The sequence below is a fragment of the Verrucomicrobia bacterium S94 genome (genome assembly GCA_004299845.1).
GTDB lineage: Bacteria > Verrucomicrobiota > Kiritimatiellia > Kiritimatiellales > Pontiellaceae > Pontiella.
This window is the reverse complement of the sequence record CP036201.1, coordinates 2973775-2994585: the sequence shown is the minus strand read 5'-3', so window position 1 is coordinate 2994585 and position 20811 is coordinate 2973775. Positions and strand designations below refer to the sequence as shown.

The 20811-nt window shown below is 52.9% G+C and carries 24 protein-coding genes; 8 read left to right on the top strand and 16 right to left on the bottom strand.

Annotated features, from left to right (window positions below; genetic code table 11):
- Window positions 1–29: 29 nt before the first annotated feature.
- From EGM51_13080 to EGM51_13025, 12 genes are all read right to left on the bottom strand, one after another.
- A complete protein-coding gene (locus tag EGM51_13080) occupies window positions 30–560 on the bottom strand; it encodes a hypothetical protein (protein QBG48280.1) in 531 nt (176 codons plus the stop codon).
- Window positions 553–1356, bottom strand: coding sequence for a DUF3800 domain-containing protein (locus EGM51_13075; GenBank protein QBG48279.1), 804 nt, complete (start codon window positions 1354–1356; stop codon window positions 553–555). The genes EGM51_13080 and EGM51_13075 overlap by 8 nt, the downstream gene beginning before the upstream one ends.
- Window positions 1286–1999 (bottom strand): hypothetical protein, encoded by a 714-nt coding sequence (locus EGM51_13070; GenBank protein ID QBG48278.1) that lies wholly within the window; start codon window positions 1997–1999, stop codon window positions 1286–1288. The genes EGM51_13075 and EGM51_13070 overlap by 71 nt, the downstream gene beginning before the upstream one ends.
- 5 nt (window positions 2000–2004) lie before the next feature.
- Window positions 2005–2958, bottom strand: coding sequence for a hypothetical protein (locus EGM51_13065; GenBank protein ID QBG48277.1), 954 nt, complete (start codon window positions 2956–2958; stop codon window positions 2005–2007).
- A gap of 50 nt (window positions 2959–3008) precedes the next feature.
- A complete protein-coding gene (locus EGM51_13060) occupies window positions 3009–4280 on the bottom strand; it encodes a restriction endonuclease subunit S (protein ID QBG48276.1) in 1272 nt (423 codons plus the stop codon).
- 153 nt (window positions 4281–4433) lie between these two features.
- Complete coding sequence (locus EGM51_13055; GenBank protein QBG48275.1) at window positions 4434–5603, bottom strand: Fic family protein; 1170 nt, start codon at window positions 5601–5603, stop codon at window positions 4434–4436.
- A 167-nt stretch (window positions 5604–5770) separates the two neighbouring features.
- The gene (locus EGM51_13050) at window positions 5771–7282 is read right to left on the bottom strand and encodes a type I restriction-modification system subunit M (GenBank protein QBG48274.1); all 1512 of its coding nucleotides are present in this window, start codon (window positions 7280–7282) and stop codon (window positions 5771–5773) included.
- Window positions 7275–7871: a restriction endonuclease subunit S gene (locus tag EGM51_13045; GenBank protein ID QBG48273.1), complete on the bottom strand. Its 597-nt coding sequence runs from the start codon at window positions 7869–7871 to the stop codon at window positions 7275–7277. The genes EGM51_13050 and EGM51_13045 overlap by 8 nt, the downstream gene beginning before the upstream one ends.
- A gap of 786 nt (window positions 7872–8657) precedes the next feature.
- Window positions 8658–9608: a type II toxin-antitoxin system HipA family toxin gene (locus EGM51_13040; GenBank protein QBG48272.1), complete on the bottom strand. Its 951-nt coding sequence runs from the start codon at window positions 9606–9608 to the stop codon at window positions 8658–8660.
- Window positions 9601–9930, bottom strand: coding sequence for a phosphatidylinositol kinase (locus EGM51_13035; GenBank protein QBG48271.1), 330 nt, complete (start codon window positions 9928–9930; stop codon window positions 9601–9603). Before EGM51_13035 ends, EGM51_13040 begins: the two co-directional genes overlap by 8 nt.
- Complete coding sequence (locus tag EGM51_13030; protein ID QBG48270.1) at window positions 9917–10141, bottom strand: transcriptional regulator; 225 nt, start codon at window positions 10139–10141, stop codon at window positions 9917–9919. Before EGM51_13030 ends, EGM51_13035 begins: the two co-directional genes overlap by 14 nt.
- A 296-nt stretch (window positions 10142–10437) precedes the next feature.
- Window positions 10438–11715: an adenosylmethionine--8-amino-7-oxononanoate transaminase gene (locus EGM51_13025; protein ID QBG48269.1), complete on the bottom strand. Its 1278-nt coding sequence runs from the start codon at window positions 11713–11715 to the stop codon at window positions 10438–10440.
- 210 nt (window positions 11716–11925) lie between these two features.
- On the opposite strand from EGM51_13025, the gene EGM51_13020 reads away from it, so the two are divergent.
- Window positions 11926–12318 (top strand): hypothetical protein, encoded by a 393-nt coding sequence (locus tag EGM51_13020; GenBank protein QBG49313.1) that lies wholly within the window; start codon window positions 11926–11928, stop codon window positions 12316–12318.
- Between the two features lie 38 nt (window positions 12319–12356).
- Window positions 12357–12560, top strand: a complete 204-nt coding sequence (locus EGM51_13015; protein QBG48268.1) for a hypothetical protein — start codon at window positions 12357–12359, stop codon at window positions 12558–12560.
- Window positions 12561–12611: 51 nt separating this feature from the next.
- Here EGM51_13015 and EGM51_13010 read toward each other — a convergent pair whose 3' ends face one another.
- On the bottom strand, window positions 12612–13109 hold the full coding sequence (locus EGM51_13010) for a lactoylglutathione lyase family protein (GenBank protein ID QBG48267.1): 498 nt from the start codon (window positions 13107–13109) through the stop codon (window positions 12612–12614).
- Between the two features lie 251 nt (window positions 13110–13360).
- Between EGM51_13010 and EGM51_13005 the strand changes: the two genes are divergently transcribed.
- Together EGM51_13005 and EGM51_13000 are read left to right on the top strand one after the other, a co-directional pair.
- The gene (locus tag EGM51_13005; GenBank protein QBG48266.1) at window positions 13361–13702 is read left to right on the top strand and encodes a transcriptional regulator; all 342 of its coding nucleotides are present in this window, start codon (window positions 13361–13363) and stop codon (window positions 13700–13702) included.
- A gap of 17 nt (window positions 13703–13719) precedes the next feature.
- On the top strand, window positions 13720–14373 hold the full coding sequence (locus EGM51_13000) for a flavodoxin family protein (protein ID QBG48265.1): 654 nt from the start codon (window positions 13720–13722) through the stop codon (window positions 14371–14373).
- Between the two features lie 32 nt (window positions 14374–14405).
- Here EGM51_13000 and EGM51_12995 read toward each other — a convergent pair whose 3' ends face one another.
- Window positions 14406–15374, bottom strand: coding sequence for a putative sulfate exporter family transporter (locus EGM51_12995; GenBank protein QBG48264.1), 969 nt, complete (start codon window positions 15372–15374; stop codon window positions 14406–14408).
- Window positions 15375–15457: 83 nt separating this feature from the next.
- Between EGM51_12995 and EGM51_12990 the strand changes: the two genes are divergently transcribed.
- Window positions 15458–16369, top strand: a complete 912-nt coding sequence (locus tag EGM51_12990; protein ID QBG48263.1) for a LysR family transcriptional regulator — start codon at window positions 15458–15460, stop codon at window positions 16367–16369.
- 42 nt (window positions 16370–16411) lie between these two features.
- Here the strand turns inward: EGM51_12990 and cmoB are convergent, their stop codons facing one another.
- Both cmoB and cmoA read right to left on the bottom strand, forming a co-directional pair.
- Window positions 16412–17365: a tRNA 5-methoxyuridine(34)/uridine 5-oxyacetic acid(34) synthase CmoB gene (gene cmoB / locus EGM51_12985; GenBank protein ID QBG48262.1), complete on the bottom strand. Its 954-nt coding sequence runs from the start codon at window positions 17363–17365 to the stop codon at window positions 16412–16414.
- 44 nt (window positions 17366–17409) lie between these two features.
- Window positions 17410–18135, bottom strand: a complete 726-nt coding sequence (gene cmoA / locus EGM51_12980) for a carboxy-S-adenosyl-L-methionine synthase CmoA (protein ID QBG48261.1) — start codon at window positions 18133–18135, stop codon at window positions 17410–17412.
- Window positions 18136–18250: 115 nt separating this feature from the next.
- On the opposite strand from cmoA, the gene EGM51_12975 reads away from it, so the two are divergent.
- The 3 genes from EGM51_12975 (at window position 18251) to EGM51_12965 (ending at window position 20811) form a co-directional block, all read left to right on the top strand.
- Entirely contained in the window at window positions 18251–18619 is a 369-nt protein-coding gene (locus EGM51_12975; GenBank protein ID QBG48260.1) for a hypothetical protein, read from the top strand.
- 2 nt (window positions 18620–18621) lie between these two features.
- Window positions 18622–19440: a hypothetical protein gene (locus tag EGM51_12970; GenBank protein QBG48259.1), complete on the top strand. Its 819-nt coding sequence runs from the start codon at window positions 18622–18624 to the stop codon at window positions 19438–19440.
- A 93-nt stretch (window positions 19441–19533) separates the two neighbouring features.
- Window positions 19534–20811, top strand: coding sequence for a TolC family protein (locus EGM51_12965; GenBank protein QBG48258.1), 1278 nt, complete (start codon window positions 19534–19536; stop codon window positions 20809–20811).

Sequence of the window (20811 nt, the reverse complement as noted above, 5' to 3'; positions counted from 1 at the left end):
AGATGGGTCCGCCGTCTGAGCGGACCTTTTTAATTTTCACGATTTGCATATTTCCTCTCAAAATCCTGTTTCGTGTATTCGCTGTCCACGTAGAATGAGGTTATCAGCCGCCGACCACCGTCAGGATATTTTTTCATAATAACCACGAAATCGTAGTCTTTGATCCAGACGTAGGTTTTGATGGTACCGTTGCCTTCTTCGTAGTCCCATGCCAGCACTTCCGGTTCGGTCGTGTGTTCAGTCAGCGGCTTCACCCAGTTCAGCCGCTCGCATCGGCGCAGATCCGGATACCGCTCTATCGTTTCCGGTTCGTGCGTTTGTCCTCTGGGGTAGTGTCGCTGTTTTCGGCGGGGGATGGGTTTCGGCTTGTTTTCCCTGGAAGTGAGATGCCAGAAGAGCTCCTCTCGACCGTCATCCATATCGCGGAAAAACCATATTCGGTGTCCGTCATAGGTCAGACGCCCATTCCGTATATCGCGGCAAAAGATATGATAAAGCATGTCGTAGGTCTGCCCGTTCCAAGGATCGACGTTCAGCAGTTCCGGCAGCCAATCAGGCATTTTCAAACCCTCCGCTGTTAGGAGTCCAGATACAGAGGTTGAATTTTTTCTCCGAGGGCAGGGTGTTCATTTCAAGTTGGTGTCCGGATTTTTCTTTGATGCGTTCGATAATCTGCAGCCTGGCCGTGCTGCCTGTTTGTTTTCGGAATTTGTAGGAAAGTGCTCCGATTAAGAGATCGGAAAGCTGCATGAGGCCGATGTCATGTGAGTGAACATGCTGAATATTGCGGATCATATCGCGCGAAAAATCGTATTTTGCATTGTGCAAATACGCCTGCATTTCCTGGAGGCGTTTGCGACTGCGCGTGTCTTTAATGTCCATGTAGATCTCATAATGGTGATCGCGCCAGATCAGGTTGCGCAGCAGATAAAAATACATTTTGTAGTACCAGTCATCGTGCGTCTGCCTGTAATCCTCATGCCGCAGAATGGATTTGTCGGGAATCACCCAGGCCCGAAATCCCATAGCCGGCTGGGAAAAAAAATAATCGACCAGATCCAGATAGAAAGGGAGTTTTCCGCCGGACACCTTCGTCCATTTTATTTCAAAGTAGCGCGACAACCCGTGTTTCTTTTTCAGGGCCGCAATGGCTGCGTTATGTTCCGCCGCTCGGCTTTTGTATGTCCATAGAGCGCCCAGCACCATGGCATTCGACTCATCGTTCGGCAGATGGCAGCTCTCGTCGCAATACACATTGATTGTCTTTTCCATTGTGACTTCCTTACTACTTGATTTTTGAACTGGTCCGGTTATCCAGATGCGGACCGCAATGGCCGATGATGATCTTCTGTTCATCAGGGCAGGGGGCGTAATAAACCCGAAGACATTTTGGTTCTTTGTTTCCCCATTTTACATGCGGGGTGATGTCGAGTGTTTTTCCATTATGCTGAACTTGCCTCAGCCGCATCAGATCTCGGTCGTTCTGCGTCATACGACCTTCTTTCAGAGAGAGATCAAATCCGGTTCGGTTCTTAAAATCCATTTCAATGTTGTTAGCACCCGCTTCATCGAAATGGAGATTGTAGAGTTCAGTTGAAGCTGCCCATAGGCATTCCCATGCTTTATGAAGATCCTTAAATCCTTTGTATTCTTCGGCGGATTTGAGAGCCCGATCGATGACAACCACTTTATCGGCGTGAAGATTGCCGATTTTCTGGAGAACTTCGGACAGGGTACTCGGAAGGGTGGTAAATTCTTCGAGTGCCTGTAGCTTTGTTTGCATCTGGCTGGCCTGGGTGCGAAGGCGCTTAGCTTCCTTCTTTGCGGATCGTACTTCATATTGACCATTGCTCAGTTCATCGTCCAGTTCCTGCACCTGTGTCTGCAGCGCATTTCGTTCCGCTTCCAATTGACGGTTTTCGTTTTCCAGTTCCTCATTCGTTTCTTCCAGGAGTTTGATCCACTCGTCCTGATTTCCATCCGTCTTGTTTTCTCTCAACTCATTCAGTCGATGGGCACGGGCAACACTGTGCAGTTCCTCCAGTGAAAAAATACTCTGGCCTTTGCGCCGGGGGCAAAGCGGCAGCACATCCGCACCAGTTGCCGAATGACAGATTCTGCGCCTTCTTCGGAAATCTGGCGGGGGAAAAAATAGCGATGGCGTTGGGCATCATGCTCATTACTAAAATCAAGCCCGGGAAGATAAGCCCGTACCATGCCCTGGTTGCATCGGTAGCGATTGGCCGCCCAAAACTCAAACTCACTTTCAACCTGTTCGGTTTCCAATAAATATACGCTGGCGGCACCCGCCGTCAGGCGTTGTAGTGTTGCTGCATTGATGAGGGGGTGTGTGTTGTCGCGCTCTTTTGATACGAGAATAACAGGGCAGGTGCGTTCCTTGTTTTTGAGGGCCTTCACCACCTGCTCGACTTGTCCGGCTTTAATGGTCTCCGGCTCAGATAACAAATCCTGGCTTCCCGCCATGCACCGCCAGCGGTTATTCTTCAGCAGGCTCTGCACAATACCCGGGGCAGTTGGCTCAGGCAGGGCGGGCATTTCACCCAGAAAATTGGCCCGCATATAATGCCCGACCTGAATATTGAAACGCAGGCGGTTGTCATCCAAAACAGTGATTCCAATGTCGGTCTGCCACATCCGGTGGCTGCAGCTCCTGTCTGCGTGCCGATAGCGCAACGCCCAGAATTGCGGCGCGGTTTCTGTGCCGGATCCCGTCAGCGCACCGGTACGAATTGTGGTGGCTTTATCCTGAGGATGGTTCCACTCGCCTCCGCGAAAAAACCAGCCCCTCCAGAAAGAATCTCCCCGCTGTGGCCGACCAATTTTACGGGAGATCCATTTTCTGATTTCCTTGGTGCAGTCAGACCACAGCTCGCCTTTAATATAAGGTTCGCTTACATCAAAGCTTGCGCGGTAATGCAATTGAATCGGCAGGTTCATGCTCAATATTCCTTCGTGTCCTCTGTGCTCTCTGTGGTGAAATAATTTCGTTAAACCGCTGTCCGGAACTCCGGGCACCGCACTTCCCCCGTCAGCAGCTTCTGCATCAATCCCTTCTTCTGCTTCCGTAGCGCATCCAGCTCCGCTTCCAGCAGTGCAATCTCCTCATCTGCCGTTCTCAGCACCGCTGAGATTGCTTTTTGTTCTTCGAGCGGGGGATATGGGATGTCTAGCGTCAGGATTTCCTTCTCAGACAGCTCTTTTTGCCCTGTGCCGTCCATCCTGTGACCTACACGTTTGTAATAGTCGGGGTTGGAGAATGTCATTAGGAGAAAGTTCTTGCACACTTTTGTCTGGTCAATTTTGAGCGTTGTAATGGCGTTTGATGCGATTAACCCGTCTAGGCTTTTAGGAACAATTCCGAATCCGCCGTTATGAAAATTTTGGCGGCCAATAAGAAATTCGCCGGCCATTCGCTTAAAATAGGGGCGCCCTTTTTCTGATAACTTGGGCCGGGTGTTTTCATTCTTCTCAATGCCAAGGCAATGCAGTTTTACGGTGAGAAGAGATTTACCTTCTACTGATTCAAGTTTCTGCTTTTTTGGAATGCTCGCAATTGTTCCCAGTTTTACAGTTTTCCAATCCTCGGAAAAACCGGGTAACCGTTTTTTACCGGTCAGCAGTTGCTGCATCAGTCCCTTTTTGCGCAGCCGCTTCTGCTCGATCAAATCTTCCAAGGTCTGGATCCCCTCATCCCAGCACCCCAGCACCTCCGCAATCTTCTCCTGCTCGGGGAGAGGGGGGAGGGGGATTCTATAATTTCCGAGGTTCTGGAAGTTTAGGCCCTCGCGTCCCCCTCCGGCTTGGTTTTCATATAAGTGCTTTTTGGCAATGTCACTATTCATCACCCGAACTGCAAATGAGGGGTTACACTCGTTTGCCTTCAGTCTTACAATGCAGACATGCTGGTTGACATTGGCTGTTCCGATTTCAGTAGGAAATAGGCATGCTCTGCCAATTGAGGCTCCAGTAATGTTGTATAAAATATCCTTAGGCTTCACTTCTGAAGAGGCCATCTTGTCATTTTGCTCGTTGGAGATGTATTGAAGATCTTTGGGTTCAAAATATCCTGCTTGAACATTTTGACTTCGGATGAAGGGAATGCCTTCGTCCAAATAAACGCTTTTTCCTCCTCTTGGTGTAATACCACTGCCAATTTTTGTGGCTTTTTCTCGGACCGTTACTGCCTCCCACTCCTCAGGAATCCACCCAATCTTGGTTTCCTTATAGCCCGGTCTGTTTTCATTTCGGTCGGTCGTCATATCCGTGGTCCGTTAAAAGTTATTGGTTTCCAATGTTCGGGGAATCTGTGTCGATCTGCGTTCATCTGTGGATAAATTCTTCCAGTCCTTGGAGTTTTGCGTGTTTCCAGTCTATTCCGAGTTTCGTTTTTTTTAATGTTCGGATGCGTATTTTCATGCCCCGTCTCCCGGCAGTTCGGTGCCTTCGTTTAAGATACGAAGGTATTCGGTGTAGCTGAAGATTCGGTTGCGCCGGGCTCCGGTCTGTTCGCTGACCAGTCCGAGTGTGCAAAGGCGGTCGAGGGTTTTGTTGACAGTGACGTGGCTCAGACCGGTGGCCTGTTCCAGCGCACGGGAGGTCGTGACGGGGCGGATCTGAAGTTCGTGGTGCAGCCGCAGCGCGGAACCGGCGGCCCGCCCGATCGCCTGAATCCGTTCTCGGTCCTGCCGTGCCAGCGCGTCCAGCCGCTGCGCCGTGCTGACCGCCTGGGTTGCGGTTTCGATGATGGCTTCGGCAAAGAAATCCAGCCAGACTTCCCAGTCGCCATCGATTCGGACGCGGTTCAAAAATTCGTAATAGGCTTGCCGGTGCGTTTTGAAATAGAGGCTGAGATAGAGCATGGGCAGTTTTAAGATGCCCGCTTCGCACAGTAATAGTGTAATCAGCAGTCGCCCGAGCCGTCCGTTGCCGTCCAGAAAGGGGTGGATGGTTTCAAACTGGACGTGGGCCAGCGCAGCTTTCAGTAAAGCCGGTGCTGGCTCGTCGTGTAGAAATTTTTCCAGCGCCCCCATGCAGTCGGCCACCCGTTCGGGCGGGGGCGGCACAAACACGGCATTGCCGGGGCGGGTTCCTCCGATCCAGTTTTGGCTGCGTCGGAATTCCCCCGGGGTTTTCCGGCTGCCGCGCCCTGATTTCAACAGACATTCATGCATCTCCCGCAACAGGCGGAGGGATAGCGGGAACCCCTCTCGCAGTCGATTCAGCCCGTGATCCAGCGCCGCGACATAGTTGCTGACTTCTCTCACATCGTCGAACGGGACTCCGGGAGATTCTTTCAGTTCAAAAAGCAGCAGGTCAGAGAGGGAGGATTGCGTGCCTTCAATCATCGAGGAAAGCACGGCTTCCTTGCGTACATAGGTATAGAGAAAAAGGGAAACGTCCGGCAGCAGGAGGGTGACGCTATCGAGTCGCCCCAGTGCCAGCAAGGCCTCATCGAAGCGGCTGCGCAGTGCCGGGCTCCACTCAATCGGCGGCGTTGGCGGCAGGTTTGCCGGGATAAAGGCCGTGGCCTTTTCTCCAACGGTCGAAATGACTTGGTATTCGCCCTGGATGGCTCTTTTCATCGGTATGGTTCCTGACCTGATTCGCTTTATATGTAATCTTTATTCGATATCATTACATTTGAAAATCTATATGTAAAGATTCCCCGGGGGCCATCATCTTTCCTGCCTCTTGAACATACCCTTTCAATGCTCGGAATCTGTTTTGCGCTCTTTGCGTTCCTTCGCGGTTAATTCTCCCGAAAGCCTAACTCTTTTAAGTATCCATCCATTTTCGTTCGCACCCCGGCCAATTGCTTTTCCAGATCCGCGATCTTTTTTTGCACCGCCGGGATATCCACTTCCGGTTCCGGTTCGAAGGTGTCGACATAGCGCGGAATGTTCAGATTGAAATCGTTTTCCCTGATTTCATCAAAGGTTGCGGAATAGCTGTATTTCTCCTTCACCTCGCGTTTCCGGAAAGTTTCTGCAATCTTATCCATGTGCTCGGGTTTGAGCACATTCTGATTGGTGCCCTGTTCAAATTCGCGTGAGGCGTCGATAAAGAAAACGTCGTCTTTGCCGCCCGGCTTGCGCGCCTTGTCGAAGATCAGTAGGGCCGCCGGAATACCCGCCCCGTAGAACAGGTTGGCCGGAAGGCCGACTACGCCCGCCAGCAGGTTTTCCTCAATCACGGCCTGTCGGATTTTGCCTTCCGCCGCGCCGCGGAACAGCACGCCGTGGGGAACCACCACGCCGACGCGGCCTTTACCTTCTACGGCGGTGGCGAGCATGTGCATGATAAACGCCCAGTCGCCCTTGCTCTTGGGCGGAATGCCGCGGCCGAACCGTTCAAACCGGTCGGTCGCTGCCATTTCCTGGCCCCATTTGTCGAGCGAGAAGGGCGGGTTTGCGATCACCACATCGAACTTCATCAGGTGGTCCCCTTCGAGCAGCTGCGGTTCGCGGATGGTGTCTTCCCACTCAATGCGGGCGCTGTCCACTTCGTGCAGGAACATGTTCATTTTGCACAGTGCCCAGGTGGCGCCGTTCATTTCCTGCCCGTAGAGCGAAAAATCCTTACAGCCGACCTGTCTTGCGGCTTTAATCAGCAGCGATCCCGAACCGCAGGTCGGGTCGCAGATACGGTCGCCTTTTTTCGGTTCGATCAGACGGGCCAGGGTTTCGGATACTTCGGCCGGGGTGTAGAATTCGCCCGCCTTTTTACCGGCCTGCGAGGCAAACTTTGCAATCAGATATTCATAGACATCACCAATAATATCCATATGACCGACCCGCTCTTTGCGAAGGTCGAGTTTTGGGGAGTTAAAATCGTCGAGCAGGTTTTTGAGCCGCTCATTCCGCTGGCGGGGTTTGCCGAGGTTGGCTTCGCTGTTGAAGTCAATGTTGCGGAACACATTGTGCAGTTTGGCTTTGTTCGCATCTTCGATCTTTTCGAGGACGGTGTTGATCGTCTGCCCGATTTCCGGATCGTTGCGCTTCCCGTAGAGATAGTCGAAGGTGCAGTCTTCGGGAATGGTGAAACGCTCGTGCCGCATGGCCCGTTCGATCCGGGTTTTATCCCCTTTATACTGCTTTTCGTATTCGAGAAGTTTGGATTTGCGCACATCGCTCAAGTATTTCACGAACAGCATGGTCAGGATATAATCCTTATAGGTGCTCGGATCGATCGTGCCCCGGAACGTGTCGCAGGCGCTCCACACCACATTGAAAATCTCATTCTTAATCTGTTGATCACTCATCGGTTTTCCCTTCCATCAGTTTTTTACAAATTCCGTCAGCAAGCAGCTGTTGCTGTTTGGTCAAGTCTTTCATCAGGTTTTGCTCTAATTCTTTCAGGGCCTGGATCTCGCCGATCCGTTGCTGGTTTTCGAGCGGAGGCAGGGGGATGGTCAGCCGCTCCAGTTCTTTCCGTCGGATCACGGGCATCGCAACGCCGGTTCCGGAGGCGATTTTCAGCTTTTCCAGTGTCTGCTTGTTGTTCAGCACCCAGGACAGATATTCCGGCAGGATCCGCTGCGTGTCGGGTCGCAGGATAAAAAACATGCCGCCGGCCACGGTCGGGCCGGTAAGTTTCATGATTCGGCAGGCAAACGGCGCGGTGCCTTTGCCCATAAAAAGTACATCACCTTCTTGAAGCAGCTGTTTATTCGGATTCCGCTCCGGTTCAAATCGCAGGGCTGAATCAGAATGGATTCCGTTGCGGCCGGGGAGGATGTCCTTAATCTGGATCAGCTTTACGCTCCCGTTTTCGTCGGCTTTCGGCTTGGAGCGGAATTGGTAGCCGATTTGGATTTCGGCCAGTTTCCCGATGGCTTCTTTCGGTGTCATGTCTGTAGATTTCCTGATACAGTATGCCTTAAACTGTTTTCTGTTATTGCAGGATTTTATGTGAAGGTCAAAGGATTTTTACATGTTCATATAGCAGTATGTTATATACTGTTGAAATAATTGAGGATTATCGGGTAAAAAATCAGGGGATGTTTTGATGGATAGGCTTGTGCTTCCCGTAAAGAATGATGACGTTATGGGGAGGTTTGAAAGCTTTTCAATCAATCGACAGGGGGCTTTTGCGACGCGGGTTCGTAACAAACTGCACTTTATACTCTGTCATATATGAAGGGTTGGTATGTATCGGCCGGATCGTTGTTTGGATTCCTGCAGAAAATGAGGACAAAAAATGGACGGCCGCCAAAGCGGAACTTCAGCCCTCTGAGGGAGGCAACGTATGAAAAAGCCGTTCCGAAGCAGGTGGGTCAGAGCAGGTCAATGGGTTGCAACGACTTCGCAGACGGCGTTGCAGAGGCGGATCAGTTCGGGTTTGTAGATGATGAAGGGCGGTGTCGAGCAGTGGGGTTATGAAGAATTGCGCGGAGGAATACCTCATACTTGGATCCTATCTGTACCGAAACCGCAAAACATTAAAGTTTGAGGTAAAGAAGCCACTGCTCAACTATTTATTCAAGTGGCTCTGCTTGATGTATCCAGCAGGTGAGTATGGGAAAGTTGAAGAACAGATCAGAGCATACGAAGAGCTGAAAAAGGATAATCCAAAATTAAAAAACCGGATTTTATAGAATTTGCAGCGACTAAGTTCGGCCGGTAGCAGGACGTTGTTTATCTTAGGTTTAGACGCTCAGACCTGTCCTGAATAAGGGCGGTGTATTGTTCTTTCATCGCTTGCGAGCAGAGCCCGGATTCCAATATCTGGAACGCTTTGTCAAGATGGTGACTGAAACGTGAGAACACGTTGGCAACCTGTTTGTCATTCAGGCGCAGGGATTCGGCGAGGCGCAGGAAGTCAGTTCGGTCCAGGCGTCGTTTGCGGCCGTTGATGGTGAGAGCGGATTCTTCGAGGTCTTCCGGAAGCAGCAACCGGGTGGGTAACAGGTCGTAGGATGGGGATAGCGCTACTGCACCGCCGGGCTGGTAGAGCAGTGAGAAGTTTTTAAGGTGCATGTCGGAGTTGCCGGTGAGGAAACTGAAGAGCGTGATCTCGAAAAAGCGAAGGGCATCGAGCAGGGCGTTGTCGCAGTGGCGCAGGATGGCGCGGCCAATCTGTTCCATGGAGCCGCGGTACTTTTGCTCGGTCAACTTGTCGGTAAGCTGGCACATATCCTCCATGTGCAGTTTGTTATTCCCGATCCGATCCATGCGCTTGGTGATGAAGGCGAGCTGCCCATCTTCCATCGGGATGAGTCCGCATTCGGCGGTGGCAATACCAAAGCAGCCGGCCATTCGCATGGTGAGGTGTTCGAGTTCGGGCATTTCCGGATATGCTTTAACCGGTGGCTTGAGGATGAATCCGCCTTCAAGGCCGACCAGGGTCAGCCGTGAATCCTGAGACCGTCCGCCGCGCTCAATGTGCATAGATAACTTGGGTTGAACTCCGGGAACGGTGATGTGCCGGCTGATGATCTGCTCCGCCATTTGGTTCAATTCATCCCATGCATAGGGGAAGATCGGCGGCCTGGTGGATCCAAACAGCTTTTTGCAGCAGGTAGCGTGAAAGAGGTCTTCACCGTTTTCCAATGGTTGGAGACAGATGTGGCAGGTTGGTTTAGTCATGCTCTACCTCCATCGGAACAATAGAAACCGCGCCGATACAATCACGGCAGCAGCTCAACAGCAGCCCCATGCGATCCCGCGGATTCAGCTTCCAGGTATTTTCGGCAATGTTCAGCAACCATCCTTCCGGGATCAGTCCGTCAAAGAACGGGAACAGGCGTTTGTCTTCAAAGGGCTCTTTCTGCAGCGGGAGTGACAGACTGATGGGGGCGGCATCATTCTGTGCGAGATAATCCGCCGTGTAGGAGAACCGGTATCCGTTATCGAGCTCTTCCAGTATGCCCGCGAGCCGATCCTGTAAATAGACTTCAGCTGTCCTCATCGTTTACCTCCATGCGGAATGCGGCCGGTTCCATTCGATGCCCAAACAACACGAGTACCTGATTAACCTTATCCAGTCGGAGGGATGCTTTGCCCTGTTCCAAATCACGAATAAACCGCAGGCCGACTCCGGCCTTATCAGCCAGATCTTTTTGGGTCAACCCCATGGATCGGCGGCGCTCCTTAATAAATTTAATCAGCGGATCGGTCATAATATCCCCCTTCGGGTATAAATTAATTCGAATGACGTATACTGATCCCGTTCGGGTATAGCAAGGGACAAATTGTGGTTAATGTTCCTGATCGGGTATATAAATGGTGTTCCTTCGATGAAGGGATCGATTCGGTTGGCCTCTGCTGTTGCCCCGCGGATCCACTCGCCCAGGGAGAGGAAGAGGATGCGTTGTATCCAGAGAAAGAAAACCTAACCCGGCAGAACTTTCAGCCGGTTCTGCCGTAGGGCATCAGTATGGGAGAGACGGGGAATTGCCGGTTTGGCTTTGTGCGGTCAGGGAGCGGCGACGACTTCGCAGACGGCGTGGCAGAGCCGGGACAGTTCGGGTTCGGAAATGATGAACGGCGGCATGAGGTAGATGAGCCGGCCGAAGGGGCGGACCCATACGCCGCGTTCTACAAACTGTTTCTGAATTTCGGCCATATTCACCGGTTCGTTCAGTTCGATTACGCCGATGGCTCCGAGGCAGCGTACGGCTTTGACGCCCGGCAGCTTCCGGCAGGGCTGAAGGCCGGTGATCAGTTGCTGTTCTATCGAGGTAACGGCGGTGTGCCAGTCGGAGTGCTGCAGCAGATCGATGCTGGCGTTGGCGACGGCGCAGGCGAGGGGATTGCCCATAAAGGTGGGTCCGTGCATGAAAACGCCGGGTTCGCCCGAGCTGATTCCGTCGGCCACGCGGTCGGTGGCCAGGGTGGCGGCAAAGCTCATATAGCCGCCGGTAATGGCTTTTCCGAGGCACATAATGTCGGGTGTGATTCCGGCATATTCGCAGGCGAAGAGTTTTCCGGTGCGTCCGAATCCGGTGGCGATTTCGTCGGCAATCAGGAGTACATCATATTCATTGCAGAGTGTGCGGACATTTTTCAGGTATTCCGGCGAATAAAACCACATGCCGCCGGCTCCCTGGACGATGGGTTCAAGAATGACGGCGGCAAGCTCATCGTGATGCTGCCGGATGATGTCGGCGAGTGAGTCGATATCGGCGGGATTCCAGGGGGCTCCGAACGCGGTTTCCGGCTGATCGGCAAAATAATGAATCGGGAGGCTGCCTTTAAAGATATGATGCATACCGGTTTCCGGATCGCAGACCGACATCGCGTTCCAGGTGTCGCCGTGATAGCCGGAACGGATCGTGGCGAATTTTGTTTTGGTCTTTCTGCCGGAGGACCAGAACTGCATCGCCATTTTCATGGCCACTTCCACGGCGACTGATCCGGAATCGCAGAAAAAGATTTTCTGCAGTTCGGCGGGGGTCAGATCAATCAGTTTCCGGGCAAGCTCCACTGCCGGTTGGTGGGTCAGGCCGCCGAACATAACATGCGACATTTTTTTGAGCTGGGCTTCTGCGGCGGCATTCAGCACAGGATGGTTATAACCGTGCACGGCCGCCCACCAGGAGGACATGCCATCGATGAGTTCCCGCCCGTCTTTGAGAAAAATGCGGCATCCTTCGGCCCGCTCGACCGGATACACGGGGAGCGGATTCAGCGTGGAGGTATACGGATGCCAGATATGGCGGCGGTCGGTTTCAATCAGTTCATTCAGGTTCATTGAAGAAACCAGACCACAGCGGATTGGCTCAGGCAATAAAAAATCGAGAACCCCGCAATCTGCCGCCCGTTGGGGCGCAGATTCCAATATAGCGGAATTTTACGCTTTCATGAAATTACAATATTGAATTAATGTATTATTTGGAATTCTGTAATGTATATATTGATTTGTTATAGACAATATTGAAATTGAGGTGTTGGGGTGAAGACCGTGATCTTTTATGAAAAGCCGGGGTGTAAGGGGAATGCCCGGCAAAAAGCCATGCTGGAGGCGGCGGGGTATGCACTGGATGTCCGGTCGATTCTGGATTCGGATTGGGACCAGGATGAACTGCGTACGTATTTCGGGGAGCGGCCGGTATCGGACTGGTTTAACCGGAAGGCTCCGGCGGTGAAGCGGGGTGCGGTGGAGCCGGAATCGTTCAGCGAAACGGATGCTCTGGAGATTATGCTGCGGGAACCGATCCTGATCCGCCGTCCGCTGATTGATCTGAACGGGCGGCGTGCCTGTGGTTTTGATGAGCAGGTGCAGGTGATGCTGGGTCTGCTTCAGCCGGTCGACGGTATGGAAGCCTGCCGGCGGACCGGTGAGCGCTGTGTGTGACCCCGGTTTCGGACGGATCATGATCTGAGAGGATAATAATGACGACGGAAGATATTAAGAAACTGGAAAAAGAAGCGGCTAAACTGAAATTCATCGCCGGCAACAAAGCCAGCGAACTGCATGATCTGGTGGAGGATCGGCTGTGGTCCGATTTTGAGGAAATTCCGGCGGTGGCCGAGGCCGTCTATAACGCCTGCAGGGCGTGGAAAGATAAGTTCGACGAAGTAAACGCCGCGCAGTAGTGCGGTCCGGAAACCGCGCCCGCCGAAAGAAGGGCCCGGTCGATGAAATTTTTATTCCTGATAGGCGCCGGCGGAGTAGGTCTGCTCATAGCTGTGGGAATAAATTTCGATAATGTTTCCGAAGGGATCTTCGCAGTAGACCATGCGGTAGGGTTTTTCGCCCGGATAGTATTCGCGGACCGGCATGCGCTGCCTGCCGCCGTGTTCCGTGATTTTTCGGGCGAGATCTTCGACGTCGGGGTCCTGCACGCAGAAATGGAAGACTCCGGTTTTCCAGTATTCGAAGTTGTTCGCGCGCGCTTCGGCCTTGCTGAACTCAAAAATCTCCACGCCGATTCTGTCGCCGGTGGAAAGGTGGGCAATTCTGAAGCTGTCCCAGCCTTCGCCGAAAACATCGTTGCACATGATACCGATGGCGGAGTCGTCGGCCTTGATTTCAGTGGGTGGCATGATGACATACCATCCAAGCACGGCCGTGTAGAATTCAACGGCCTTTTCGAGATCCGTCACAGAGAGACCGATGTGGGAGAATGTTCTGGGGTAGGTCATGGTTATTGTTCCTTTTGCTGTTTGGTGTTAGGGATGGGTGGAGCGATTCTGTTTTACGGCAGGAAGCAGACTTCCAATCACGGCCGGTTTCGTTATGGTGTCATTGATTTCTCCACAGGATTCGGAAGCGGTTATAGGTGTTTCTGAAAAGTGTGCAAGAGGGCACTTTTCGGTCCGGTACGCACCGGAAGGTCTGAATAGCCGTCATCCGGCGGGAAGATGAAGAAATCTTTTTTGAAGGAATACATGCAATGATCGAGTGGAAGGGAAAGAAATACCACTGTCCGGTGGAAGTTTCCATGGATATGCTTAGCGGCAAGTGGAAATGCCTGATGCTCTGGCACCTGAATGACGGAACCAGGCGGTATTCGGAACTGGAGCGGGTCGTTCCGGGAGTCAGTCAGAAAATGCTCTCGCAGCAGCTCCGCGAACTGGAGCGTGACGGACTGGTTGCAAAGACGATCTATCCCGAAGTTCCGCCGCGTGTGGAATATGCGCTGACCGAACTGGGGAAAAGCGTCTTTCCAATTCTGAAATCAATGCATGATTGGGGTATTGAAAAACTCGGCCTTCCGGAAAATACGGAAGGCTGATCAACAGGGGATAGTTTATGAACGTGGTTGCCATTGACGGGAGTCCGCGCAAGGGCGGAAATACAGAAGTGCTGTTGAAACGGGTCTGTGACCGGCTGAATATGCACGGCATTGAAACCGAAATTATTAAAATCGGCGGCGAGCTGCTGTCGGGCTGTACGGCCTGCGGGGCCTGTTTTAAAACCAGAAACAATCGCTGTATAATCTATAACGATCCGATGAACGAATGGATGGAAAAGATGTTCGCGGCCGATGGTATTATACTGGGGTCGCCGACCTATTTTTCGGATGTCACCATGGAAATGAAGGCGTTGATTGACCGTGTGGGTTATGTTGCAATCGCCAATGATCAGTTGCTTGCCAATAAAGTCGGTGCGGCGGTAACCGCCGCGCGCCGTGCCGGAGGGCAGCATACGCTGGATACGCTGCATCATCTCTTTTCCATTCTTCAGATGCCGATTGCCACATCGAGTTATTGGAATATGGGCTTCGGCGCGGCCAAAGGTGAGGCCGAGCACGATGTGGAAGGGCTGCAGACAATGGATAATCTGGCCGAAAACATGGCGTGGCTGATGAAGTCGATCGAAGCCGGAAAAGATACGGTTCCGCTGCCTAAGATTGACCGTTCAAAACGGATGAATTTTATCCGGCTTGAAGTAGAGGATCAATAACGCGGCGGGGCAGCCGGGTTATGACTCTGTTTTTAGAGGAACAGGGCACTCAGCAGCAGTACGGATCCGGTCAGCACAATACTCGATAACAGCGTAATGCCGAGTATGCCGGCCCCCTGACGCCCCAGTGTCCGAAGCTGCATACCGCTGCCGACGGCCACCATGGCGACGGTAAGCAGAAACCGGCCGGTTGCGTTCAGTCCGGACAGCAGGGCGGTGTGGTTGTGGAAGAGACTGCTCAGCAGCGAGCAGACTGCGAAACCGATGATATAACCCGGAATATGCTTCCACCAGGCTTTGTGCTCTCCGTTTTCGGTGCGGTTCAGGCGGGTCAGCAGAATCACAATCGGTCCGATCATCAGCACCCGCAGCATTTTGATCACCAGTGCCTGATGGGTGATCTGGTCTGAAACCGTGAGTGCCGCCGCCGCAACCTGTCCGACCGCCTGAAGGCTTCCGCCCAGCAGATAGGCGGTTTTCTGACCGCTGAGTCCGACGGCCTGCGCAACAGCCGGCAGCAGAAAAATGCCGATGGTTCCGGCCAGATTTACGGCGGTAACCGCTAGGCCACGGTCTTCTTTTCCGGATTGCAGTGCGGGAGCGGCGGCCAGTACGGCGGAGGAGCCGCAGACCGAATTTCCGATGCCGGTCAGCAGGGCGGTTTTCAGCGGAAGATTCAGCCGTTTTCCGACCCATACGGCCGTGCTGATGGAAAGCGCCATGGCCGGAAGAGTGACTGCGGGCGCCGCGATGCCGATTTCCTTCAGGCTTTGCAGATCGAGTTCCAGTCCCATGAGGGCAATAGCGCAGGGCAGTAATCGTTTTTCAGCGAAATTAAGTCCGGCCGCCGTACCGGGGTATTTGCGGAACAGTCGACCCAGAAGCAGGCCCAGAAAAATCGCCGAGCAGACGGCATTGAGGGAGGCGTTCCAGTAAGACGCAGCAATGGCGGCGATTGCAATTAGAATGGCGGGAAACAGTCCGGGAATCAGTGTTTTCATGCCGCGAAGATAAGGCGGAGTTTTAAATCAGTCCAATCGATATAAATTATTGAACTAATCATAAAAATTGATATAGCTGTTTTATGAATCTGACGCTGCGCCAGCTGGAAGTATTTCGCGCCATTGCCCGGAACGGGAATGTGGGCCGTGCAGCGCAGGAAGTTTCAATGACGCAATCGGCGGCGAGTATGGCGCTGTCAGAGCTCGAAAAGCAGCTGGGAGTCCGTTTGTTTGACCGGCCGGGCCGACGGATTGTGCTGAATCACAACGGGGTTCGGCTGCTGGGTGAAGTGGATGAGCTGCTGGAACGTGCGGCGGAAATCGAGGCGTTGTTTTCCTCCAGGACGCAGGCCCCTTCCGGTCTGTTGCGAATCGGGGCGAGTTCGACGATCGGCAATTACCTGATGCCCGCTTTAATCGGGACTTTTTCAGATCGGTTTCCGGAGGTGCGGGTTCGGCTGACTATTGGGAATACGGAACAGATTATCGGTCGGTTGCTTAACAGTGAAATTGATCTGGGCTATGTGGAGGGTTCCTGTTCGGACTCGCGCATTCAGTCTTCGGTATGGCGGGAAGACCGATTGGTTATTTTCTGTGCGCCGGATTATCCGCTGGCAGCCCGTCCGGAATGTCAACGGAAAGAGCTGCTGAATGAATCGTGGATTCTGCGGGAAAGCGGTTCCGGAACCCGCGAAGTTTTTGAGCGGGCGCTGCTTCGGCACGGCGAAGTTCTGAATATCCGCTATGAATTCGGGCATACCGAAGCCGTGAAGCAGGCGGTCCGCTCCGGAATGGGGATCGGCTGTCTTTCGCGGCTGGCCATACAGGACGAACTGCAGCGCGGCAGTCTGGTGGAATTATCGCGGCCGTTGGTCGATTTGCGCAGGGATCTGCTGCAGTTGGTACGGGCGGGAAAATACCGTACGGACTGCATGAAGGCATTTACTGATACGGTCCGCCGGGTACCGGGAGAGCTCGATTCTTCGGGGCTTTAAGACGCCTGTGGGCATTATGCTCATGGCGAGGTTGTGGGAAAATTATACTGTTGCAATTACTACGGCCCGTTTCGGGGCGGGGTAGCCTTCGATAGTTCGGGCGGGATCGGCGGGATTCAGATAGTCGGGGAGAGATTCGAAGGTCATCCAGTCGGTGGAGCGCTGTTCTTCGGTGGATGTGACATTTACATCGACTGTTTTAATCTTTTTCAGTCCGCAGCGTTTAAGCCAGAGTTCCAGGGTCTGGACAGAAGGAATAAACCAGACGTTGCGCATTTTGGCGTAGCGGCCGTGCGGGATCAGGGAATATCCTTCGGGGCCGTCCGCCACCAGTGTTTCCAGCACCAGTTCTCCGCCGGGTTTCAGAAATGACTTCAACTGTTCAATATGTTCGACCGGCGATTTCCGGTGATACAGGACCCCCATGGAAAAGACGGTGTCAAAACTGCCGGGCGTTTTCGGAACGTCTTCAATTCCGAGCGGCAGTACCCAGACCCGGGGATGATGCAGAAAATTTTTCAGGGCGAAAAACTGGCAGACAAACAGTGCGGAGGGATCAACGCCGATGACGAGTGCTGCGCCTTCGCCGGCCATGCGCCAGCAGTGGTAGCCGTTTCCGCAGCCGACATCGAGGACTGTCCGGTCTTTCAGGGGCTGGATGTGTGGAACAACCCGGTTCCATTTCCAGTCGGACCGCCATTCGGTATCGATGTGTATACCGTGAATGTGATAGGGGCCTTTGCGCCAGGGATGAAAGGTCTTCAGCTGTTTTTCCAGATCTGGAAATACTGTACCTTCAGCCCGGACTTCTGATTGCAGCTCAACGGTATTGTTTTCAACGACCGGCAGTTGTTCCAGCACCTTTTGCCACTTCGGAAGCAGGCCGTGGCGTTCCGGGCGGAGGCTGTGTGCAATAAGCTCCGGCAGGAGCGGAATCCAGGATTCAAGATCGGAGTCTTTCAGCTGTTCGTACAGTTCGGAATAATCAATTTTCATGGGATGGAGCAGACGCAAAGAATACGCTGCGTGTCTGCATGGGTTTATTTGATGGCAAGCATGGACATGAAGTTGAAGCACTGGAACCAGACATCGACGGAAGTGAATTCCGCTTCGAACAGTCGGTTCCGGTGGGTGGGGATGGTTTCGGGAATCAGGACATTTTCGAGTGCGGAACGTTTCTGGCTGATTTCGAGATCGGAATAGCCATGGGCGCGTTTAAAGTCGTGATGAATATCGAACAGCAGTTTGTCGAGATGCTCATCGTTGAAAATGACTTTCTCGGAAAGGATTAAAACTCCGCCCGGCCGCATGCCTTCCGAGATTTTTTTCAGGAGCGGGAAACGGTCGGCAGGCGGAATAAACTGCAGGGTGAAATTGAGGACGACGACCGAGGCATCCTGAATATCGATTTCGCGGATATCAGAACAGACCGTTTCGACTGGCGTGGGGTTATGGTCGCGTTCCATGGCTTTCTGACAGCGCTCGATCATGGAGTCTGAATTATCAACCGCCACAATCCGGCAGTTTTCCACGCGGATGCCGCGGCGCATGGACAGGGTGGCTCCGCCCAGAGAGCAGCCGAGATCGTATAGATTGGAGCCGGGCTGGGCATAGTGTTCGGTCAGGGTTTCGATCATGGTGAGAATCGCGCGGTAGCCGGGCACCGAACGCTCAATCATGTCGGTGAACACATCGGCCACCTGTGCATCGAAACTGAAATCAGCGATTTTTGCCAGAGAGTCAGTATAGATTCTGTCCTTATTCATAAGGGCGGAACATAACACAGCCGGCGGTTTGAGCAATAGTCGGTAAACTGGAAAGGAATATGCTACTGAAACGGTACTGATTCCCTGCGCGGTATCTGTTTACAGGCGGAGATCTATGAGACCAATAAAGATTGTTTTAATGACGCTTTTTCTGTTTTTCCGGATTTTCAACGCCGGAGCGGTCATTGTTGCCGGCGGTGATGGAGCGCAGAATACAAATGCTCCTGCCGGAGGGCAGGGATGGGACTATGTGGGCCGTATTGATCACAGCAGTAAATATTCGGGTGTGACCTATGTTTCCAACAACTGGTTCATTACGGCCTATCATATAAAATCGCTGGATGATCCAACCGGTGTGCTGCTGGGCGATAACCGCTATGCCATTGATCCCAACAGCTGGACGCGACTGACAAACAGCGTGGGGGACGAGGCGGACCTGATAATGTTCAGAGTGGTCGGGGGGCTGTTGACCTGCCCGGTTTGACGGTGCAGTCTGACGGAGTTCCCGCGAATGCAGAACTGACGCTGATTGGAAACGGGCGAAACCGTGCCGCGGATGAGGTCAGCTGGAATGCTCAATGGACGGAAGAGGAGCTGCCTACAGTCTACACCGGGTATAAATGGGATACGGGGGCGACGAAGCGCTGGGGTAAAAACCATAGGGATTTTTTTTCAGGAATGGTCGATACCGGATATGGCTCAACCGATATGATGAGAACCGGTTTTGATGATAATATCGCGGATGAGGCTCAGGGGGCGACGTATGATTCCGGCGGCGGTGTTTTTTATCAGAACGGAAGTCAGTGGGCACTTGCCGGGATTATGCTCTCCATTGGAACTTATGGAAACCAGCCGTCCGGCACCGCCGTTTATGGTAATAAAACCTACATTGCCGATCTTCAATACTATGCCGGTCAGATTGCCGCTGTTTCCGCAGTGGATGATATTGATGAAGACGGAATTCCTGATGAATGGGAGTATGAAAAATGCGGTACGACCACCGGGGTTTCCGCCTCAGAAGATCAGGATGGTGACGGTTTTGACGGTGAAGCGGAATGGATTGCGGATACCGACCCGACAGATGGCCGTTCTTTTTTTCAACTGGACTCCTACGCCGCGGCCGATCAGCTGGTTTTCAGCAGTTCAACCAACAGGGAATACCAGATACAGTATTTGGCGTCTTTGACGAATGTCAGCTGGCAGGTTGAAACTGATTGGTTTGCCGGCAGCATTTCGCAAACGGTTCTGGCGGTTTCGATGGCCGATTCCAACCGGTTTTATCGCGCAAGGGTCAGACGGCCCTGATTCCCGGTGCGGAAAATTAAAACAGACATTTTAAATAATTCATTGCAATAATCTCCGCGCAATTCAGTTTTACTGCCTTTGCACGGAGAGAATATGAAAAAAAGATTATGGTTAACGGTTATGCTGGCCGCTACGACGGGTTCGTTTGCGCAGACGAATGTTGTTCTGACCTGGGAGCAGTGTCTGGAAAAAGCCCAGGCGCATAATCCGGATCTTGTTGCGGCGCGCGCCGCTATTCGGGAACTGGAATACGGAGTGACCTCAGCCAGTGCCGGGTTTCTTCCCTCCATCAGTGCCCGGGCCAGCGGTACCTATGGGCAGAATGAAAACTCAGAAGAGTGGACAGACACGAAGAATTCAAGCGCATCGCTTAATCTGGAGCAGGATCTGTTCACAGGGGGCGGAAATGTGGCCAAACGCGGACGCGCACTGGCTCAGCTGGAAATCGGCCGGGCACAATATCGAAAGACCCTCTCCGACGTTGAATATGTACTGCGCTTGGCTTATATCGACGTGCTTTATGCTCAGGAGCTCATCAAGCTGACCGAACAGATTGAAAAGCGACGGGCGGCCAACGTCCGGCTGATTCAGCTTCGGTTCGACGGCGGTCGCGAAAATGCCGGATCGCTGGCGCGCACGAAAGCGCAGTATTCGCAGGCGGTTTATGAATCGAGAGAGGCAAAGCGTGAACTGGAATATGCGCTGCGAAATCTGGCGGCAGCCATCGGGCTGATGAAACCGGTGGATGGAGCGGTCGGGGAATTGACGGCTCTTTCTCCGGAGGAGCTGGAGGATCTTGAATCGCTGATGAAGCAGACGCCGGATTATTCGATTGCCGTTACGCAGGTTGAGGCCGCAGAGCAGGGCCTGAATGTGACGCGCAGCAGCCGGTTTCCGCAGGTCAGTTTCAGTGCTTCAGCCGGCATCGGGGACGGGTCAGGTTTTGAGCGTTATGATGCAAACTGGCGGATCGGACTTTCAGCCAGTGTTCCGCTGTTTACCGGCGGACAGCTGAGCAGCGATATTGCTGCGGCCAAGGAGCAGATTATTCAGACGGAAATGGATCTGATCGATACCGGAAATTCGCTCATGGTTACGCTGCAGCAGCGGTGGAACGACTATGTCAACGCGGTCGAAAATGAGGCGGTTCAGAATGAGCTTTATCAGGCTGAAATGCTGCGCGCTGAAATTTCAACGGCAAAATATAAGCAGGGCCTGCTCTCCTATGAAGACTGGGATACCATTGAAAGTAACGTTATAGCACAGGGTAAAACGCACCTGCAGCGCCGTCGTGCCGCAGCACGGGCGGAGGCAAGCTGGAAAAATGCACTGGGTTTGAGTGTCTGGCAGACGATTGAGAAGGGTGAATAA

What these genes read in the sequence shown, in the direction of transcription:
- EGM51_13080 (QBG48280.1), bottom strand. Translation starts at nt 560, where the DNA reads ATGCCTGATTGGCTGCCGGAACTGCTGAACGTCGATCCTTGGAACGGG.
- EGM51_13075 (QBG48279.1), bottom strand. Translation starts at nt 1,356, where the DNA reads ATGAACAGAAGATCATCATCGGCCATTGCGGTCCGCATCTGGATAACC.
- EGM51_13065 (QBG48277.1), bottom strand. Translation starts at nt 2,958, where the DNA reads ATGAACCTGCCGATTCAATTGCATTACCGCGCAAGCTTTGATGTAAGC.
- EGM51_13060 (QBG48276.1), bottom strand. Translation starts at nt 4,280, where the DNA reads ATGACGACCGACCGAAATGAAAACAGACCGGGCTATAAGGAAACCAAG.
- EGM51_13055 (QBG48275.1), bottom strand. Translation starts at nt 5,603, where the DNA reads ATGAAAAGAGCCATCCAGGGCGAATACCAAGTCATTTCGACCGTTGGA.
- EGM51_13050 (QBG48274.1), bottom strand. Translation starts at nt 7,282, where the DNA reads ATGAGTGATCAACAGATTAAGAATGAGATTTTCAATGTGGTGTGGAGC.
- EGM51_13045 (QBG48273.1), bottom strand. Translation starts at nt 7,871, where the DNA reads ATGACACCGAAAGAAGCCATCGGGAAACTGGCCGAAATCCAAATCGGC.
- EGM51_13040 (QBG48272.1), bottom strand. Translation starts at nt 9,608, where the DNA reads ATGACTAAACCAACCTGCCACATCTGTCTCCAACCATTGGAAAACGGT.
- EGM51_13035 (QBG48271.1), bottom strand. Translation starts at nt 9,930, where the DNA reads ATGAGGACAGCTGAAGTCTATTTACAGGATCGGCTCGCGGGCATACTG.
- EGM51_13030 (QBG48270.1), bottom strand. Translation starts at nt 10,141, where the DNA reads ATGACCGATCCGCTGATTAAATTTATTAAGGAGCGCCGCCGATCCATG.
- EGM51_13025 (QBG48269.1), bottom strand. Translation starts at nt 11,715, where the DNA reads ATGAACCTGAATGAACTGATTGAAACCGACCGCCGCCATATCTGGCAT.
- EGM51_13015 (QBG48268.1), top strand. Translation starts at nt 12,357, where the DNA reads ATGACGACGGAAGATATTAAGAAACTGGAAAAAGAAGCGGCTAAACTG.
- EGM51_13010 (QBG48267.1), bottom strand. Translation starts at nt 13,109, where the DNA reads ATGACCTACCCCAGAACATTCTCCCACATCGGTCTCTCTGTGACGGAT.
- EGM51_13005 (QBG48266.1), top strand. Translation starts at nt 13,361, where the DNA reads ATGATCGAGTGGAAGGGAAAGAAATACCACTGTCCGGTGGAAGTTTCC.
- EGM51_13000 (QBG48265.1), top strand. Translation starts at nt 13,720, where the DNA reads ATGAACGTGGTTGCCATTGACGGGAGTCCGCGCAAGGGCGGAAATACA.
- EGM51_12995 (QBG48264.1), bottom strand. Translation starts at nt 15,374, where the DNA reads ATGAAAACACTGATTCCCGGACTGTTTCCCGCCATTCTAATTGCAATC.
- EGM51_12990 (QBG48263.1), top strand. Translation starts at nt 15,458, where the DNA reads ATGAATCTGACGCTGCGCCAGCTGGAAGTATTTCGCGCCATTGCCCGG.
- cmoB (QBG48262.1), bottom strand. Translation starts at nt 17,365, where the DNA reads ATGAAAATTGATTATTCCGAACTGTACGAACAGCTGAAAGACTCCGAT.
- cmoA (QBG48261.1), bottom strand. Translation starts at nt 18,135, where the DNA reads ATGAATAAGGACAGAATCTATACTGACTCTCTGGCAAAAATCGCTGAT.
- EGM51_12975 (QBG48260.1), top strand. Translation starts at nt 18,251, where the DNA reads ATGAGACCAATAAAGATTGTTTTAATGACGCTTTTTCTGTTTTTCCGG.
- EGM51_12965 (QBG48258.1), top strand. Translation starts at nt 19,534, where the DNA reads ATGAAAAAAAGATTATGGTTAACGGTTATGCTGGCCGCTACGACGGGT.